At 65.9% G+C, this 15,329-nt stretch carries 18 protein-coding genes; 9 read left to right on the forward strand and 9 right to left on the reverse strand.

Going from position 1 to position 15,329, the window contains the following annotated elements; translation table 11 throughout:
- Nucleotides 1–14: 14 nt before the first annotated feature.
- The 4 genes from J2P76_RS19100 (at nt 15) to J2P76_RS19115 (ending at nt 2,517) form a co-directional block, all read left to right on the forward strand.
- On the forward strand, nt 15–479 hold the full coding sequence (locus tag J2P76_RS19100) for a carboxymuconolactone decarboxylase family protein (protein ID WP_242697618.1): 465 nt from the start codon (nt 15–17) through the stop codon (nt 477–479).
- An 82-nt stretch (nt 480–561) separates the two neighbouring features.
- Entirely contained in the window at nt 562–1,326 is a 765-nt protein-coding gene (locus J2P76_RS19105; protein ID WP_207409432.1) for a DedA family protein, read from the forward strand.
- Between the two features lie 47 nt (nt 1,327–1,373).
- A complete protein-coding gene (locus J2P76_RS19110; protein WP_207409433.1) occupies nt 1,374–1,682 on the forward strand; it encodes a DUF4148 domain-containing protein in 309 nt (102 codons plus the stop codon).
- Between the two features lie 82 nt (nt 1,683–1,764).
- On the forward strand, nt 1,765–2,517 hold the full coding sequence (locus J2P76_RS19115; RefSeq protein WP_207409434.1) for an SDR family oxidoreductase: 753 nt from the start codon (nt 1,765–1,767) through the stop codon (nt 2,515–2,517).
- A gap of 84 nt (nt 2,518–2,601) precedes the next feature.
- On the opposite strand, the gene J2P76_RS19120 is transcribed toward J2P76_RS19115, so the two are convergent.
- Complete coding sequence (locus J2P76_RS19120; protein ID WP_207409435.1) at nt 2,602–3,351, reverse strand: SDR family NAD(P)-dependent oxidoreductase; 750 nt, start codon at nt 3,349–3,351, stop codon at nt 2,602–2,604.
- A gap of 87 nt (nt 3,352–3,438) precedes the next feature.
- Nucleotides 3,439–4,428 carry an alpha/beta fold hydrolase gene (locus J2P76_RS19125; protein ID WP_207409436.1) on the reverse strand — a complete coding sequence of 330 codons (990 nt, stop codon included), beginning with the start codon at nt 4,426–4,428 and terminating at the stop codon, nt 3,439–3,441.
- Between the two features lie 254 nt (nt 4,429–4,682).
- On the opposite strand from J2P76_RS19125, the gene J2P76_RS19130 reads away from it, so the two are divergent.
- The 4 genes from J2P76_RS19130 to J2P76_RS19145 all read left to right on the forward strand — a co-directional run bounded on the left by J2P76_RS19130 (nt 4,683) and on the right by J2P76_RS19145 (nt 7,839).
- A complete protein-coding gene (locus J2P76_RS19130) occupies nt 4,683–5,129 on the forward strand; it encodes a GNAT family N-acetyltransferase (RefSeq protein ID WP_207409437.1) in 447 nt (148 codons plus the stop codon).
- The gene (locus J2P76_RS19135) at nt 5,126–5,749 is read left to right on the forward strand and encodes an FMN-dependent NADH-azoreductase (protein ID WP_207409438.1); all 624 of its coding nucleotides are present in this window, start codon (nt 5,126–5,128) and stop codon (nt 5,747–5,749) included. The genes J2P76_RS19130 and J2P76_RS19135 overlap by 4 nt, the downstream gene beginning before the upstream one ends.
- A gap of 82 nt (nt 5,750–5,831) precedes the next feature.
- Nucleotides 5,832–7,253, forward strand: a complete 1,422-nt coding sequence (locus J2P76_RS19140; protein ID WP_207409439.1) for a PLP-dependent aminotransferase family protein — start codon at nt 5,832–5,834, stop codon at nt 7,251–7,253.
- A 130-nt stretch (nt 7,254–7,383) separates the two neighbouring features.
- Nucleotides 7,384–7,839 carry a carboxymuconolactone decarboxylase family protein gene (locus J2P76_RS19145; protein ID WP_207409440.1) on the forward strand — a complete coding sequence of 152 codons (456 nt, stop codon included), beginning with the start codon at nt 7,384–7,386 and terminating at the stop codon, nt 7,837–7,839.
- Between the two features lie 28 nt (nt 7,840–7,867).
- Here J2P76_RS19145 and J2P76_RS19150 read toward each other — a convergent pair whose 3' ends face one another.
- Genes J2P76_RS19150 through J2P76_RS19180 form a run of 7 tightly spaced genes read right to left on the reverse strand, consistent with a single transcriptional unit; the run spans nt 7,868 to nt 14,312 of the window.
- The gene (locus tag J2P76_RS19150) at nt 7,868–8,593 is read right to left on the reverse strand and encodes an amino acid ABC transporter ATP-binding protein (protein WP_207409441.1); all 726 of its coding nucleotides are present in this window, start codon (nt 8,591–8,593) and stop codon (nt 7,868–7,870) included.
- A 23-nt stretch (nt 8,594–8,616) separates the two neighbouring features.
- Nucleotides 8,617–9,312: an amino acid ABC transporter permease gene (locus J2P76_RS19155; protein WP_207409442.1), complete on the reverse strand. Its 696-nt coding sequence runs from the start codon at nt 9,310–9,312 to the stop codon at nt 8,617–8,619.
- Between the two features lie 2 nt (nt 9,313–9,314).
- On the reverse strand, nt 9,315–10,010 hold the full coding sequence (locus J2P76_RS19160) for an amino acid ABC transporter permease (RefSeq protein ID WP_207409443.1): 696 nt from the start codon (nt 10,008–10,010) through the stop codon (nt 9,315–9,317).
- A gap of 48 nt (nt 10,011–10,058) precedes the next feature.
- On the reverse strand, nt 10,059–10,913 hold the full coding sequence (locus tag J2P76_RS19165; protein WP_207409444.1) for an ABC transporter substrate-binding protein: 855 nt from the start codon (nt 10,911–10,913) through the stop codon (nt 10,059–10,061).
- A 26-nt stretch (nt 10,914–10,939) separates the two neighbouring features.
- Nucleotides 10,940–12,544 (reverse strand): rhodanese-like domain-containing protein, encoded by a 1,605-nt coding sequence (locus J2P76_RS19170; RefSeq protein WP_207409445.1) that lies wholly within the window; start codon nt 12,542–12,544, stop codon nt 10,940–10,942.
- The gene (metC, locus tag J2P76_RS19175; protein WP_207410579.1) at nt 12,541–13,725 is read right to left on the reverse strand and encodes a cystathionine beta-lyase; all 1,185 of its coding nucleotides are present in this window, start codon (nt 13,723–13,725) and stop codon (nt 12,541–12,543) included. Before metC ends, J2P76_RS19170 begins: the two co-directional genes overlap by 4 nt.
- Nucleotides 13,725–14,312: a hypothetical protein gene (locus J2P76_RS19180; RefSeq protein WP_207409446.1), complete on the reverse strand. Its 588-nt coding sequence runs from the start codon at nt 14,310–14,312 to the stop codon at nt 13,725–13,727. The genes metC and J2P76_RS19180 overlap by 1 nt, the downstream gene beginning before the upstream one ends.
- Nucleotides 14,313–14,453: 141 nt before the next feature.
- Between J2P76_RS19180 and J2P76_RS19185 the strand changes: the two genes are divergently transcribed.
- Nucleotides 14,454–15,317, forward strand: coding sequence for a LysR substrate-binding domain-containing protein (locus J2P76_RS19185; protein ID WP_207409447.1), 864 nt, complete (start codon nt 14,454–14,456; stop codon nt 15,315–15,317).
- Nucleotides 15,318–15,329 lie beyond the last annotated feature (12 nt).

Raw genomic sequence — 15,329 nt, forward strand, 5'->3', positions numbered from 1 at the left:
ATTCGGGATCAGCCATGTCGAGCCAGACCTCACGCCCCAACTACGCCGCCTTTGCCCGCCTGATGCCGCAAGATGCCGCATCGCTCAACGCGCTGGGCGCCGACGCCCACGCGAAACTCGATGCGGCCCTGATCGAGCTGCTGGAAGTGCGGGCCTCGCAAATCAACGGCTGCGCATTCTGCATCCAGTACCACCTGAGCCTGGCTCGCAAGGCCGGCCTGCAGGCCGCCAAGATCGATCTGCTGGCCGCCTGGCGGGAAGCCGGCGATATCTACACGCCCGCCGAGCGCGCCGCGCTGGCCTGGACGGAACACCTGACCGACATCTCGCGCCAGGGCGCGCCGGACCCGGCCTGGCAGGCCCTGCAAGAACATTTCAGCGACGAGCAGATCGTCAGCCTGTGCGTGGTGATCGCGTCGATCAACGCGTGGAACCGCATCGCCATCGCGCTGGCCTTCCAGCCCATGGGCGCCAAATAAATAACCCGCCGCGGCGATGCCGGCGAAACCGGCGCAGCGCCGCTCCCTCCGCGAGAGCGCAGCCATGTCAGATCTATCTTTTATGTCACAGCTCGTCGATGAATACGGGCACGTGCTGCTGATGGCCACGGTGTTCTTCGAGCAGATGGGGCTGCCCCTGCCGGCCTATCCATCGCTGCTGCTGGCGGGCGCCATTCCCGCCAGCATGACGGGCATGGGCGCGCTCTGCGCCACGCTGGGCATGGTGGTGGCGGCCTGCCTGGCGGCCGATACCGCCTGGTACTGGGCCGGCCGGCGCTATGGCAGCGCCCTGACCCGCGGCGTATGCCGGTTCTCGATTTCGCCCAGTGCCTGCGTCGTCACCAGCAACAACGCTTTCCGCCGCTTCGGGCCGCGTTCGCTGCTGGTAGCCAAGTTCCTGCCCGGCGCGGGCGCCATCACCACCCTGCTGGCCGGCGCCAGCGGCACCCGGCTGAGGATATTCCTGTTGTACGACCTGGGCGGGTCCGCGCTATGGGCCGGATCCGCGCTCGTCCTGGGCTTCGTCTTCCAGGAAACCGTAATGGTGGTTTTCAAGGCGGTGCGCCCGTACATCGTGACCGGCCTTATCGGCTTCATCCTGCTGACATGCGCCGCGATCGCCGTGCTGGTCTATCGGCGGCGGCAGGAGCGGGTTTCGCTGGAGCTCAAGCCGATCATGCATGCATCCCGACTCATTTCCCTGCGATCCGCCCCGGGCGAACCGCAAGGCATCCGCGGTATCAGCGAAAACAGCAGCAGTGGCAGTACCCGCAGCATCACCCGCGGCAGCAATGCCGGCAACAGCATGACCTCTCTCACCTATTGACGCATGACCAACCCCTTTCCTTATCTCATCTGAATCAGGAGTCCATCATGAACACCCTCAAAACCTTGATCGTCGTTTCCCAACTTGCGCTGGCCGCCGGCGCGTATGCCGCCGATGTCGAGCAGCCCGCGCCGCTGCCGCAGTCCCAGGTCGCCGGCAAGACGCGCGCACAGGTCGTGGCCGAGCTGCGCGAAGCCCGGGCGGCTGGCCTGGTGTGGTCGCAGGAAGCCACGGCGCCGGTCCAGCAGGCCGCCGATTCCAGCCTGACGCGCACCCAGGTCTGGGCCGAACTGCAGCAGGCTCGCCGGCAAGGCCTGGTCAGCACCGGCGATCTCGACTATCCCCCGGCGTCGTGATCGCGGCCGTCCGGTTCGCCCGCGGCTGGCCGGGAGCCCTCCCGGCCAGCCGGAATTCCCCGCCAAGCAAAAAGGAAATGCCATGAAGATCGTCGTTATCGGTGGAACCGGCCTGATCGGTTCGAAAGTCGTAAGCAAGCTGCAGGCCCGCGGCCACAAGGCCATTGCCGCCTCGCCCAATACGGGCGTCAACGCGGTCACGGGCGAGGGCCTGCGTGAAGCCCTGGCCGGCGCGCAAGTCGTGGTCGACGTGGCCAACTCGCCTACGTTCGAAGACGCCGCGTCGCTGGAATTCTTCCAGCGCGCCGGCCACAATCTGCTGGCCGCCGAGATCGCCACGGGCGTGAGCCATCACGTGGCCTTGTCCGTCGTCGGCACCGAACGCCTGCTGGACAGCGGTTACTTCCGCGCCAAAATGGCCCAGCAGCAGATCATCAAGGCCGGCAGCGTGCCGTACACGATCGTCCAGTCCACCCAGTTCTTTGAATTCCTGGGCGGCATCGCCCAGTCCGGCGACGATGGCACGCAGATCCGGCTTTCGCCGGCCGCCCTGCAGCCCATCGCCGCGGAAGACGTGGCCGAGGCCGTGGCCGACGCCGCCACCGCCGCCCCGGTCAACGGCATTGTCGAGATCGCCGGCCCCGAGCGCTCCAGCGTGGCCGGGTTCGTGCAGCGCTATCTCGACGCCATGAAAGACACCCGCAAGGTGGTGGCAGATGAAACCGCCGCCTACTTCGGCGTGGTGCTGAACGAAAAATCGCTGGTGCCCGTGCGCGAACCACGCCTGGGCGCGATCAGCTTCGATACCTGGTTCGATCGCTATGCCCGCAAGTAAGTGCGGGCGCCGCCGTATTCCGGCCGGCACAAACAGAATGGCCCGGCAGGCATCCCTGCCGGGCCATTTTTTTTACAGCGTCAATCAGGCTATGTTCAGGCCGCCGTCCACGGCCACGACCTGCCCGGTCATCCATACCGCGGGCGCTGCCAGCGACACGATCCACCGCGCCACGTCTTCCGGCTGGCCGCGGCGGCCCAGCGGAATCTGCTGCCGTTCGGCAGCCTTGATCGATTCCACCTGTTCAGCGGTCAGCCCCATGCGCGTGGCCAGGAACTCGGTTTCGGTGGGGCCCGCGGCCACGGCATTGACCCGGATGCCCTGCGGGGCCAGTTCCAGCGCCCAGCAGCGGGTCATGTGTTCCAGCGCGGCTTTGCTGGACGCATAGTGGGACAGGTTGGCTCCCGCCTTGTGCCCATAGGTGCTGGACACGTTCACGATGCTGCCCTGCTGCCGTGCCAGGTGCGGCACCGCCGCCGTCGCCAGCAGGGATGGGCCCACCACGTTCACGGCCAGTATCGCCATGACCTGCTCGTAACTGGCTTGCTGCAGCGGCATCACCGTGGCGGCGCCGGCGTTGTTGACCAGTACGTCCAGCCGGCCATGCCGCGCCACGACGGCCTCGACCGTGCGCGCCGCGTCTTCCGGCTTGCCTGCGTCCGCCACCAGATAATCGACCGACGCATGCTGCGCGGCAAATTCGCGCAGCTGGTTTTCGCGCCTGCCGGTAACCACGACCTGCGCGCCGGCGGCGGCGAACTGCAGGGCAGCGGCGGCGCCGATGCCGCCCGCGCCGCCGGTGATCAGGACGACCTTGTCGGTGAATTGACTCATGAATTCAGTTCCTTGTGTTGGGGCAAAAAAACGCACGGATCCGGCCGCCGCCAGGCAGCCGGATCCGCGTGCAGTACGATGCAGCGCTCAGCTGCGCACGAAGTCGAGCAAATCCGCGTTGAAGCGCGCCTTATGCGTATCGGTCAGCCCGTGCGGCGCTCCGGAATACACCAGCAGCTTCGACTGGCGCACCAGTTTTGCCGACAGCCGGCCGGAAATATCGATGGGCACGATCTGGTCGTCATCGCCATGCACAATCAAGGTGGGCACATCGATTTTCTTCAGGTCTTCGGTGAAATCCGTTTCCGAGAACGCCTTGATCGAGTCATACGTATTCTTGTGCCCGCCCTGCATGCCCTGCATCCACCACGCGTCGATCAGGCCGGGCGAAACCTGGGCCTGCGGCCGGTTGAACCCATAGAAGGGGCCGCTGGCGACATCCCGGTAGAACTGCGAGCGGTTGGCCAGCTGCGCCGCGCGCAGCTTGTCGAATTCTTCGACGGGCAGTCCGTGCGGGTTCGTCGGCGTCCTGGCCATCAGGGGCGGCACTGCCGAAACCAGCACCACCTTCGATACGCGCCTGGTGCCGTGCCGGCCCACGTAGCGCGCCACTTCGCCGCCGCCGGTGGAAAAACCCACCAGTACGATATCTTTCAGGTCCAGGGTTTCGATAACCGTGGCCAGGTCGTCGGCATAAGTATCCATGTCGTTGCCGTTCCACGGCTGGCTCGAGCGGCCATGGCCGCGCCGGTCATGCGCCACGGCGCGGTAGCCCTGCGAGGCCAGGAACAGCATCTGCGATTCCCAGCTGTCCGAACTGAGCGGCCAGCCATGGCAGAACACCACGGCCTGGCCCGCGCCCCAGTCTTTGTAGTAAAGCTGGGTGCCGTCCTTGGTGACAATGATGCTGCCCGACGCGGCCGGCGCGGCGGCTGCCTTGGCGGCCTGGCCGCTGGCCCGGGCGGCCGAGGCCTCGGGGCTGTTGGCCGCCACCAGCAGGGCGCCGACGGCGGCTGCGCCCCCTACCAGTACGTTGCGGCGGGCGAAGGCATGGTCTGCTTGCTTTTTCGAAGACATGATGTGTGGTTCCAGGTAAGAAGGTCGATATCAGGGGTGACAGGCAGTGCGGTGAAGCATGGATCAATCATGCCGGCGGCCCCCGGCCGTGTCATGGGCCGATTCCGCACTGATTCAATGGTCCAGTTGCGCGGCGGGTCCCGGCTCGACATGGCCTAGTCGAAATGGCAGGTTATGGCTCTTCCTGCTGAGTCATCCAGCCTTTAGCATGGATCCGTGATAAAGCCCCGCCGGGGCGCAACCAGGAGCAGCATGTGAACGATGTCGTGATCCGGCACGCCGAAACCGATGAAGACCTGCGGGCCTGCTTTCTTGTGATGCAGCAGTTGCGGCCGCATCTGCACGGCCCGGCGGATTTCGCCGCGCGGGTGCGGCGCATGGCCGGCGACACCTACCGCATCCTGGGCGTATGGCACGGCCAGGATGCGCTCGCCCTGGCGGGGTATCGCCTGCAGGAAAACCTGATCTATGGCCGCTTTCTTTATGTAGACGACCTGGTCACCACCGCCACCAGCCGGGGCCGCAATTTCGGCGCCCGGCTGCTCGATGAACTGAGCATCGTCGCCGCGCAGCAGAGCTGCGCAAAGCTGGTGCTGGATACGGGCTTGTCGAATGCGCTGGCCCAGCGGTTCTATTTCCGGCAGGGCCTGGTCACCGGCGCCATGCGTTTTTCGAAAACCATCGACAAGGAAGAACAATGAAGAAGATCCTGCGCCTGACCTGCAGCCCGCGCGCGCAGGCATCCGAAAGTTATCGCCTGTCTGAGGCCGTGCTCGGCCACCTGCTGGGCCGCCACCCCGATGCCGGCCTGATCGACCGCCAGCTGTCGGCCGACACCGTCAGGCACGTGGACCCGGATTACGCCGCCGTGCTGGGCGGCGCCCGGTCGCCCGCCGGCCTCGACCAGCTGGGCACGCTGGCGGAATCGGAAATGCTGATCCGCGAACTGGAAGATACCGACGGCCTGATCATCGGCACGCCCATGCACAACTACACCGTGCCATCGGCCCTGAAGGCCTGGATCGACCACATCGTGCGCGTGCATCGCAGCTTCCTGCCCACCCGCCAGGGCAAGGTCGGCACCCTGCGCGACCGCCCCACCTTCATCGCCATTTCATCCGGCGGCACCTATGGAGACGGCCCCGCGCGCCAGCCCGATTTCCTGACACCGTACCTGACAGTGGTATTGAATACTGTGGGTATCCGCGACATCGCGTTCTTTTCTGTGCAGGGCACCGCGTACGGCCCCGAAGCGCTGCAGGCCGCCAGAGACGCCGCGCAGGCAAGCCTGGCCGAGCATTTCGCCACGGTCGCCGCATAGGCGGGGCGGCGGCCGCGGCGTGCCTGGCCACGCAGCGCTCCCGTATAATTCCGGCCGAACTCTCCGCACAGGTGGCCAGCCCATGGCAGCTGCAAAGGCCGGCAGTATTTCGCCGCTGGATCCGGCCGCGGCCCAGCCGCTTTATCGGCAAATCTACGAACGGTTTCGCGGCGCCATTGCCAGCGGGCTGCTGAAACCGGGCGAGCGCATCCCCTCGGCGCGTGCGCTGGCCACCGAACTGGGCCTGGCGCGCGGCACCATCGAAACAGCCTATTCCCTGCTGGCGGCCGAGGGCTACGTGCAGTCCCGCGGCCAGGCCGGCACAGTGGTCGCGGCAGGCCTGCGGCCCCACACGCGGGCAGCCGCCATTGCCCCGGCCGTCGACAGCGACGCCGCCGCGTCCAATTTCCGCCCCGATTCCATACGTCCTTTCCAGATGGGCCTGCCAGCCCTGGATGCCTTCCCGCGCAAGATCTGGGCCCGGCTGGGCGCGCGCTGCGCGCGTGCCATGCAGCCGTCGGACATGGTTCATCCGTCCATCTACGGCCTGCCGGCGCTGCGCGCGGAAATCGCCGCCTACCTGCATGTGGCGCGCGGTATCGATTGCACGCCGTCCCAGGTGTTCGTCACGTCGGGCTATTGCGACAGCATGCAGCTGATCGGCCAGGCGCTGCTCAAGCCGGGCGATACCGTCTGGCTGGAAGATCCGGGCTATCCGCCCACGCGCCGCCTGCTGGCGCTGATGGGCATCGCCGCGGCGCCGGTGCCGGTGGACGGCGCGGGCATGGTGGTCGCCGATGGCATCCTGGCCGCGCCCAAAGCGCGCGCCGCCGTGGTCACCCCCGCGCACCAGAGCCCGCTGTCCGTGTCCCTGTCCCTGCCCCGCCGCATGGCGCTGCTGGACTGGGCCGCGCAAAGCGGCGCATGGATCATCGAAGACGATTACGACGGCGAATACCGCTACGTCAGCCGCCCCCTGCCCGCGCTGAAAAGCCTGGACCGCGACGGGCGCGTGATTTACGCCGGCACGTTCAGCAAAGTACTTTTCCCCAGCCTGCGGCTGGCCTACCTGGTGGTGCCGCCGGCGCAAGCCGAGCGGTTTGCAACCATCACGCAGGCCCGGGCCGGCGGCAGCCCCCAACTGACCCAGGCGATCGTCACCGCCTTCATTACCGAAGGGCATTTCGCCCGCCATATCCAGCGCATGCGCAAGCTATACGCCGAGCGCCGCCAGGCGGCCACCGCGGGCCTGGAGCACGTACTGAAAACGCACATCCGCATCGACCCGCAGCCCGGCGGCATGCACCTGATCCTGCGCCTTGGCAGCCGCCTGTCCGACCGGCGGCTGGCGGCCCGCATGCGGGCCGACGGCATGTTCGCCGAAGCCTTGAGCGATTGGGACCACGGCGCCAGGGCCGCGCCGGCCCTGCTGCTGGGCTTTACCAATATCGATTCGCAAGCCACTGCCGAGAAACTCGGCAGGCGTATCCTGAAGCTGCTGTAACCGCATCGGCCGGGCCGTGGCGCCGCAACATGGCCCAGTCAACAAGCTCGATCTTGGCTCTTCCAGAGTAGTCCATGATGCGCCATGATGGAGCCTCGCAACCGACACCGACACACCGACAAGGCACACCATGAGCAAGCGCATCGACTACGCCAAAGCATCCCCCGAAGGCTACAAGGCCTTTGGCGGCGTTTACACCTATCTGCAGAAATGCGGGCTGCCCAAAGAACTCATCGACCTGGTCTATCTGCGCGTGTCGCAGATCAACGGCTGCGCCTACTGCATCGACATGCATTCCCGCGACCTGCTCAAGCATGGACTGGCAGTGGAAAAGCTGGTGCTGGTGCAGGTATGGCACGAATCGGGGGATGTATTCAGCGCCCGCGAACGCGCGGCGCTGGCCTGGGCGGAAACCGTCACCAATGTGGCCGCCACCGCCATACCCGATGACGACTATGCCGCGGCAGCCGCCGAATTCAGCGACAAAGAGCTCGCCGACCTGACCTACGCCATCGGCCTGATGAACGCCTTCAATCGCCTGGGCGTGGGGTTCCGCATGCCGCCGGCGGCCGCGGGCAAGGCCTGAACCGGCCTGGCGTGCCGCGTGAATCCCGTCAATGGATGATATCCGCCAGGAATTTCCTGGCGCGCTCATGCCGCGGGCGCGAGAAAAACTCGGCCGGCGGCGCGTCTTCCAGGATTTCGCCCCGGTCCATGAACCAGACGCGGTCGGCCACTTCACGGGCGAAGTTCATTTCGTGGGTCACGCACACCATGGTCATGCCTTCGGCGGCCAGGCTTTTCATCACGCCCAGCACTTCGCCCACCATTTCCGGGTCGAGCGCGCTGGTGGGCTCGTCGAACAGCAGCAGCGTGGGCTTCTGCGCCAGCGCCCGCGCAATGGCCACGCGCTGCTGCTGGCCGCCCGACAGGTTGGCCGGCATGGCGTCGAGCTTGTCGCCCAGCCCCACCTTGTGCAGCAGTTCCTCGGCCAGCCCGTAGGCGTCTTTGCGCGCCATGCCGCCCACCTTCACGGGCGACAGCGCGATATTGTCTTTCACCGACAGGTGCGGAAACAGGTTGAACTGCTGGAACACAAAGCCGATCTTGGCGCGCAGATGGTTGATGTCGACCTTGTCGCCGCAGATGCTCTGGCCCTGCACCCGGATGGTGCCGCTCTGGATTTCTTCCAGCTTGTTGATGGTGCGGATCATGGTGGACTTGCCCGAACCGGACGGCCCGCACACCACCAGGACTTCGCCAGCGTGCACTTCGCCGCAGATGTTGTTCAGGGCGTGGTATCGCTTGTACCACTTGTTGACGCCTTCGAATTGAATCATCTCTCTCTCCGTAACCGCCGCGGCTAGGTTGCCAGCCCCAGGCGCTTGTTTTGCAGGTGCAGTTCGAGCTGCCTGGCCAGCCGGGACAGCAGCGCGCACAACAGGAAATAGAACAGGGCCAGCACCAGGTAGGTGCGCAGCGCGCCCGTCAGCTCGATGCTGTTGATCTGCTGGGCCGAAAACGCCGCCTCTTGCACGCCGATGATGTACACGATCGACGTCGCCTTGATGGTCGACACGAACTGGTTGACCAGCGAAGGAATCATGTTGCTCAGCGCCTGGGGCAGTTGCACTGACCACAGGGTCTGGAAATAGCCCAGCCCCACCGCCCTGGCTGCCTCGACCTGGCCCGCCGGCAGCGACTGGATGCCGGCCCGCACGATCTCGGCCAGAAAGGCCGATTCGTAGATGATGATCGCGGCCAGCGCGGTCGAGAACGGCGGCACCTCGAACCCGGTCAGCACGGGCAGCAGGAAGTACGCCCAGAACACGATCATGATCAGCGGGATGGAGCGGAAGGTATGCACCCAGGCGGACGACAGCCACTTCAGCGGCGCATTGCCGCTGGTGCGCGCCACGCCGATCAGCAGCGCGGCCGGAAACGCGCCCGCCAGGCCCAGGGCCGCCAGGATCAGCGTGCCGGCGAACCCGCCAATGGGGCCGTTGGGCCACGACCCCACCAGGAACAACATGCCGTAGGTATGCAGGAATTCGATCATGCTCAACTCTTGAAACTGGCCGGATACTTGCGCGCCAGATGCGCGCCCAGCGCCGAGATCAGCAGGGCCATGCACAGGTAGATCAAGGTCGAGATCATGAAGATCTGGAACGTCTGGAACGTGGCATTCTCGATCCGCTTGGTCTGGTACGTAATATCGGTCACGCCGATCACCATCGCCAGGCTGGTGTCCTTGAACAGGATGATCGACCGGTTGATGATGGGCGGCACGGCATAGCGCACTGCCTGCGGCAGCACCACATAGAACAGCGCCTGCACGGCGCCCAGGCCGATCGAGCGGGCCGCCTCGATCTGCGTGGCCGGAATCGCGCGGATGCCCGAACGGATATCTTCGTAGTAATACGCGCTGACGTTCAGCGACAGCGCAATCAGCGCGAAGGAAAATTCGCTATTGCCCTGGTTGATCCAGGTGCGGATGCCCTCGGGCAGGACTTCCGGCATGCCGAAGTACCACACCAGTATCTGCACCACGGTCGGCACGTTGCGATGGTATTCCACATACAGGGCCACCACCGCGCGCACCAGCCGCGACGGAATCAGGTTGATGCCCGTCAGCACCAGCGCCAGCGCGAAGCCGCCGGCCAGCGCGCCGGCGAACAGCCGCAGGGTAATGGTGATCCCGGTCATGAGCATGCCCATGACCTCCGGATCCGACAGCATGGAAAAAGAAAGATCCATAAGAAGAATGGCGAGGGCGCGCCGCGCCCTCTTGCTCCGGTTGCCTGGCTACTTCGCCGCGTCGGCCTGGGCCGCCGCCGAAACCGACTCCACCTTGAAGTCGCGCTTCATCTTGTAGATCGACCCCTGCCCCATCCACTTGTCATAGATCCGGGTCAGTTCGCCCGACTTGTCCAGCGCGGCGATGGCCTGGTTGATCTGCGCCAGCAGCGCCGGCTCGCCCTGCTTGACGATGATGCCGATGTGTTCGGTGTAGGTCGGCTCGTCCAGCAGCGCGGTGGGCTTGCCGTCTTTCTGCGAATCGTTCAGGAAACGGCGCAGCACCAGCTCGCCCGCGGTCATGGCTTCCACCTTGCCGCTCTGCAGGCCCACATAGCACTGCGCGATATTCTGGAACGTCAGCACATTGGCGCCCTGCAATACCTTCTGGGCAATGGCGGCCGAGCTGGACCCGGACGACGCGCATACTTTCTTGCCCTTCAGGTCGGCCAGCGTCTTGATGCCCGAATCGGCCTTCACCAACACCTTGATGTAGCCCTGCAGGTACTGGTTGCTGAAATCGACCTGCTCGGCGCGCTTGGGCAGCCACGCCACCGCGCCGGCCATCATGTCGACGCGCCCCATTTTCACTTCCGGAATGCGGGCCTCGGTGGATACCGGCTTGTGCTGCAGCTTCAGCCCCAGTTCCTTGGCGATGGCCTTGCACATGTCGACGTCATAGCCCACATACTCGCGCTTGGCCGGATCCTGGAATCCGTACGGCGAGCTGGCGTTCTGCGTGCCGCACACAATCGTGCCGCGGGCCTTGATGTCGTCCCACTGGCTGGCCAGGGCCTGGCTGCCCCAGAACGCGGACATGATGATCGTGCCCAGCACGACAGTCTTGCTTAACCGGTAATGCATGTCTCTTCTCCTGTAATGTAATGGGGCTAGCCGCCCACAGAGAACGTCTTGCGTTCCTGTTCATCGATCTGGGACACCAGGTTGGTTTCCCATTCCAGATACTTGCGCGCCGCCGCCTTGTTGCCGTCGTGGCGGTCGTGCACGAAAAACAGATAGTCGATGCATGCCTCGTCCGGCAGATCGGGGCGGGCGGCCATGGGCAGCGCCGATGCCCGCAGGCCGGCGTCGTCCACCACGCACAAGTGGATATCGGCGCGGCCGGCGCGTTCCAGGTCGCCGGCCAGCCAGGCCAGCTTGGCGAGGTTATCGCCCAGCAGCAGCACCGGGCCGGCCGCGTGGCTCTCCGTTTGCTGCATCAGCGTCGGACGGATCACCCATGTGGCCCCCCGCAGGCTGCCTTTGCGGAACTGCATGCTAGGGCGGGCATCCAGGATCAGCGCGCCGGGATGCGCGGCCACGAATGCCGCCAGCCGTCCGGCGGGCAGTTCCTGCGTATGCGACAGCGTCGGCATGGCGGCGGGCCCGGCGGGCAGGCTGGCCAGCTGCTGCGGATCTTGCAGCAGGCTGACGTTCCAGCCCAGCTGCTTCAGCCAGCTTGCCACCACCGGCGCGCGTATGCCGTCGGTATCGCACAGCACCACGCGCGCCTTGCGCACGCCGATGTACTGGTCGGTAGCCTGGATGAGCTGGCCGCCCGGCGTATGCTGCGCCTGGCCGGGCACGCCGCCCTGCCGGTGCTCTTGCTCGGTGCGCACGTCGCACAAAAAGACATTGCAGGCCTCGTCTTGCAGCCAGGCGCTTACCTGGGCGGCATTCACCACGGGCACGGCGAACTTCTCACGCAGCCGGTCCGCGCGCTGGCGCAAGACATCGATATCGCGCGCCGGGATGTGTTCGGGATACACCCGGCTGGACTGGTGCTCCAGCGGCAGGTCGGCCAGGTACCAGCCCTGCGTGCCGTTTTCCAGTGCATACACCTCGTTGGGAATGCCCAGGTTGATCAGTGTCTGCGCCCCGATAATGCTGCGCGTGCGCCCCGCGCAATTGATGATGACCTTGGTGCCGGGGTCCGGCGCCAGTGCGCCGATGCGCAGCGCCAGCTCGCCGTTGGGGCAGCAGATGGCGCCCGGGATGTTCATCTTGCGGTATTCGGCCACCGGGCGGCCGTCCAGCACGATGACGTTCGCGTCGGCGTCGTTCAGCATGTCGTGCAGCTGGCCGGCCGACACGCTGGGCGTGTGGTAGACGTGCTCGGCGATTTCGCCGAAGGTCTTGCTGGGCAGGTTCACGCCCGCGAACGTGGCGTAGCCGGCGTCGCGCCATGCCTGTATGCCGCCCCGCAGCACGTGCACCCGGCTGTACCCCAGGCGCTGCAGCGCCTGCGCGGCGGCCAGCACGGCCGGCTCGGTCGCGGCATCGCCGTAGACCACCGTGCGCGTGGCCGTGCGCGGCACCAGCCGCGCAATGTGCAGTTCCAGCTCGCTGTACGGCAGCGGCACCGCGAAGAACAGGTGGTTCTCGCCAAACTGGCCATGCTCGCGCACATCCAGCAGCGCCAGCTCCGCTTCATCGTGTATCCAGGTTTTCAGTTCACGCGCATCGACATACCGCGGGGTTGAATCTTTCATCATGCAATCGCTTGTTGTTGTGGCAGGCTGGGCAGGGCGGCCAGCAGCCGCCCCAGGTCTTCTTTCAGGTCGGCCGGGTCTTCCAGGCCGATGTGCAGGCGCAGCAGGTAGCCGGGCGCGGCCGCCTGCCCCGCGAACCGCGTGCTGGCCGGGTCCACGGGCAGCACCAGGCTTTCGTAGCCGCCCCACGACGAACCGATGCCGAACAACTGCAGCTGCCCGATGGCGGCTTCGACCGCCGCATGGGAAAAGTCCGGATGGAACTCCACCGTCAGCAGGCCGTTGCTGCCCGCGGCGTCGCGGCGCCACAAAGCATGGTTGCGGTCGCCCGGCAGGGCAGGATGAAATACCGTGCTGATGGCCGCCTGGCCCGCCAGCCAGCCGGCGATGTCCAGCGCGCTTTGCGCATGGCGCTGCAGCCGCAGGTCCAGGGTGCGCAGGCCGCGCAGCACCAGAAAGGCGTCTTCCGCCGCCACGGTCTGGCCCAGGTTGATGCTGACGTTCTCGATGGCGTCGAAGTGCGCCCGGGTGGTGGTCACCGACCCCATCATCACGTCGGAATGGCCGCCCAGGTACTTGGTGGCCGCCACCACCGAGATGTCGCACCCCAGCGCCAGCGGCCGGTAGGCCAGGCTGGAGCCCCAGGTGTTGTCGGCGCACAGCAGCATGCCGCGCTCGCGGCAGGTGCGCGCAATGGCCGGCAGGTCCGGCATGTCGTACAGCAGCGAGCCGGGCGATTCGGCATACACCATGCGCGTCTCGGGCCGCAGGTGGCGCTGCCATTCGGGATCATGCGGGTTGAAGAAGCTGTAGCCGATGCCGTACTGCACCAGCTGGGTCGCGCACAGGCGCCTGACCGGCTCGTACACCCCTTCCTGGATCAGCACGTGGTCGCCCGTCTTCAGGCAGGCCAGCAAGGTGGACGCGATGGCCGCCAGCCCCGTCGGAAACAGCTTGGTGCGATAGCCGCCTTCGAGCTCGGTGATCGCGTCTTCCAGCGCGTACACGGTCTCGTTGCCGCGGGCGCCGTACGACAGCACTCGCTGCGTTTCGCGCTGCTTGCGCGCGCCGCGCCATTGCTCCAGGCTTTCGAAAAGATAGGTGCTGCCCTTCACGATAGGGGTATTGGCCCACCCCGAGGCGGGCCGGCCCATGTGCGCCAGCCGCGTCGACCTGGCTTTCATCATGCGCTCCGGCGCGTCTTCACACCCACCGGCATGACCTTGCAGGTGTTGTTTTCCATGTCGTAGGCCAGGCGCTGGTCCAGCTTTTCGAGCGCCAGCCCGTACATGTGCAGGTGCCGGATGCTGGCGTCTTCGATGCGCACCGCGTGGATATCGTCGGCCAGCAGGGCAATGCCCTGGCCCGGGGACACCAGCTTCACGCCGGTTTCGCGCAGCGTCGCGTGGCCGGGTTGGCTGCCGTCGTCGGTGCGTTCGTACAGATAATTGCTTTCGGTGCCTTCCACGGCGGCGATACAGGCCCAGGTCGTGTGGTTGTGGGGCACGATCTTCTTGCCCGGCTTCATCACGTTCAGGTACAGCGCGTAGGTGCTGTCGGGCTCTTCGTGGATCAGATAGCGCGCCTGCAGTTCATCGCCTTCCGGCGCCGGGTAGTCCTGCCCCGACCACCATTGCGGCTGCGATGCGATGTCCACCAGCGCGTCCAGCACCACCGCGAGATCGGCGCGGCTGACATCGCCGCCGGTGTGCTGCTTTGCAGTGTCGATGAAGCGGGCAATGGCTGCCTGCTTTTCATGGGCTTGGGTCATGTTGGCCTCCTGTAGTGCAAACGACTATAGGTGGCGCCACCCCGGTTCACAAATTAATTGTTATAAGAAACACATAAGCAGTCTTAATATATTCTCTATGAAGACCGGCCTTATGCGAATGCGTCTCCAAGGGTAATCCCTATGAAAAATCTCGATCTGGATCTGCTACGCACCCTGGTAACCGTGGAAAAAGCTAATACATTCTCGGGCGCCGCGCAGGCCTTGTTCAAGACCCAATCGGCCATCACGCAGCAGATGCAGCGCCTGGAAAGCCAGATGGGCTGCCCGCTGTTCCAGAAGAAAGGGCGGCGCCGCATCCTGACGGCGCAGGGCCAGCAGCTGGCCGACTACGGGCGCCGGCTGCTGGCCATCAACGACGAAGCCCTGCGCAGCATCGGGCGCAACCAGATCGAAGGCCAGATCAAGCTGGGCGCGCCACTGGACGTGGCCGATACCATCCTGCCGCCGGTACTGACGCACATCGCGCGCCACGCCCCCAGGGTGCGGATGGAAATCCGGGTGGATCGCAGCCCGTTCCTGATGGACGCCCTGCACTCGGGCGATATCGACCTGACCATCTCCACGCGCTCCAGCCCCGAACTGACCGGCTTCGCGCTGCGGACCTCGCCCACCGCCTGGATATGCGCCGCCGACTACATCTACAACCGGCGCGCGCCGCTGCCGCTCATCCTGGCCGACGAGCCCAGCATTTTCCGCAGGATCGCCCTGGAAGCGCTGGGGCAGACGCGGCTGACCTGGCGCATCAATTACGTGGCGCCGACCCTGGTGGGCATCAAGGCGGCAGTGCGCGCCGGGCTGGGGGTCACGGCGCGCAGCGTCGAATTCCTGGGCGCCGACATGCGCGTGCTGGGCGAGGCCGACGGCCTGCCGCCGCTGCCGCCCATGACCTACATGCTGTGGACGCGCGGCGACACCATCAGCCCCCTGACCATCGCCATCTACGAAATGCTGAAAGCGCAGTTCGAACAGCAGAAAGCCGCCTGAGCGGCGCGATGC

The sequence above is a fragment of the Bordetella petrii genome (assembly GCF_017356245.1).
GTDB lineage: Bacteria > Pseudomonadota > Gammaproteobacteria > Burkholderiales > Burkholderiaceae_B > Bordetella_A > Bordetella_A petrii_D.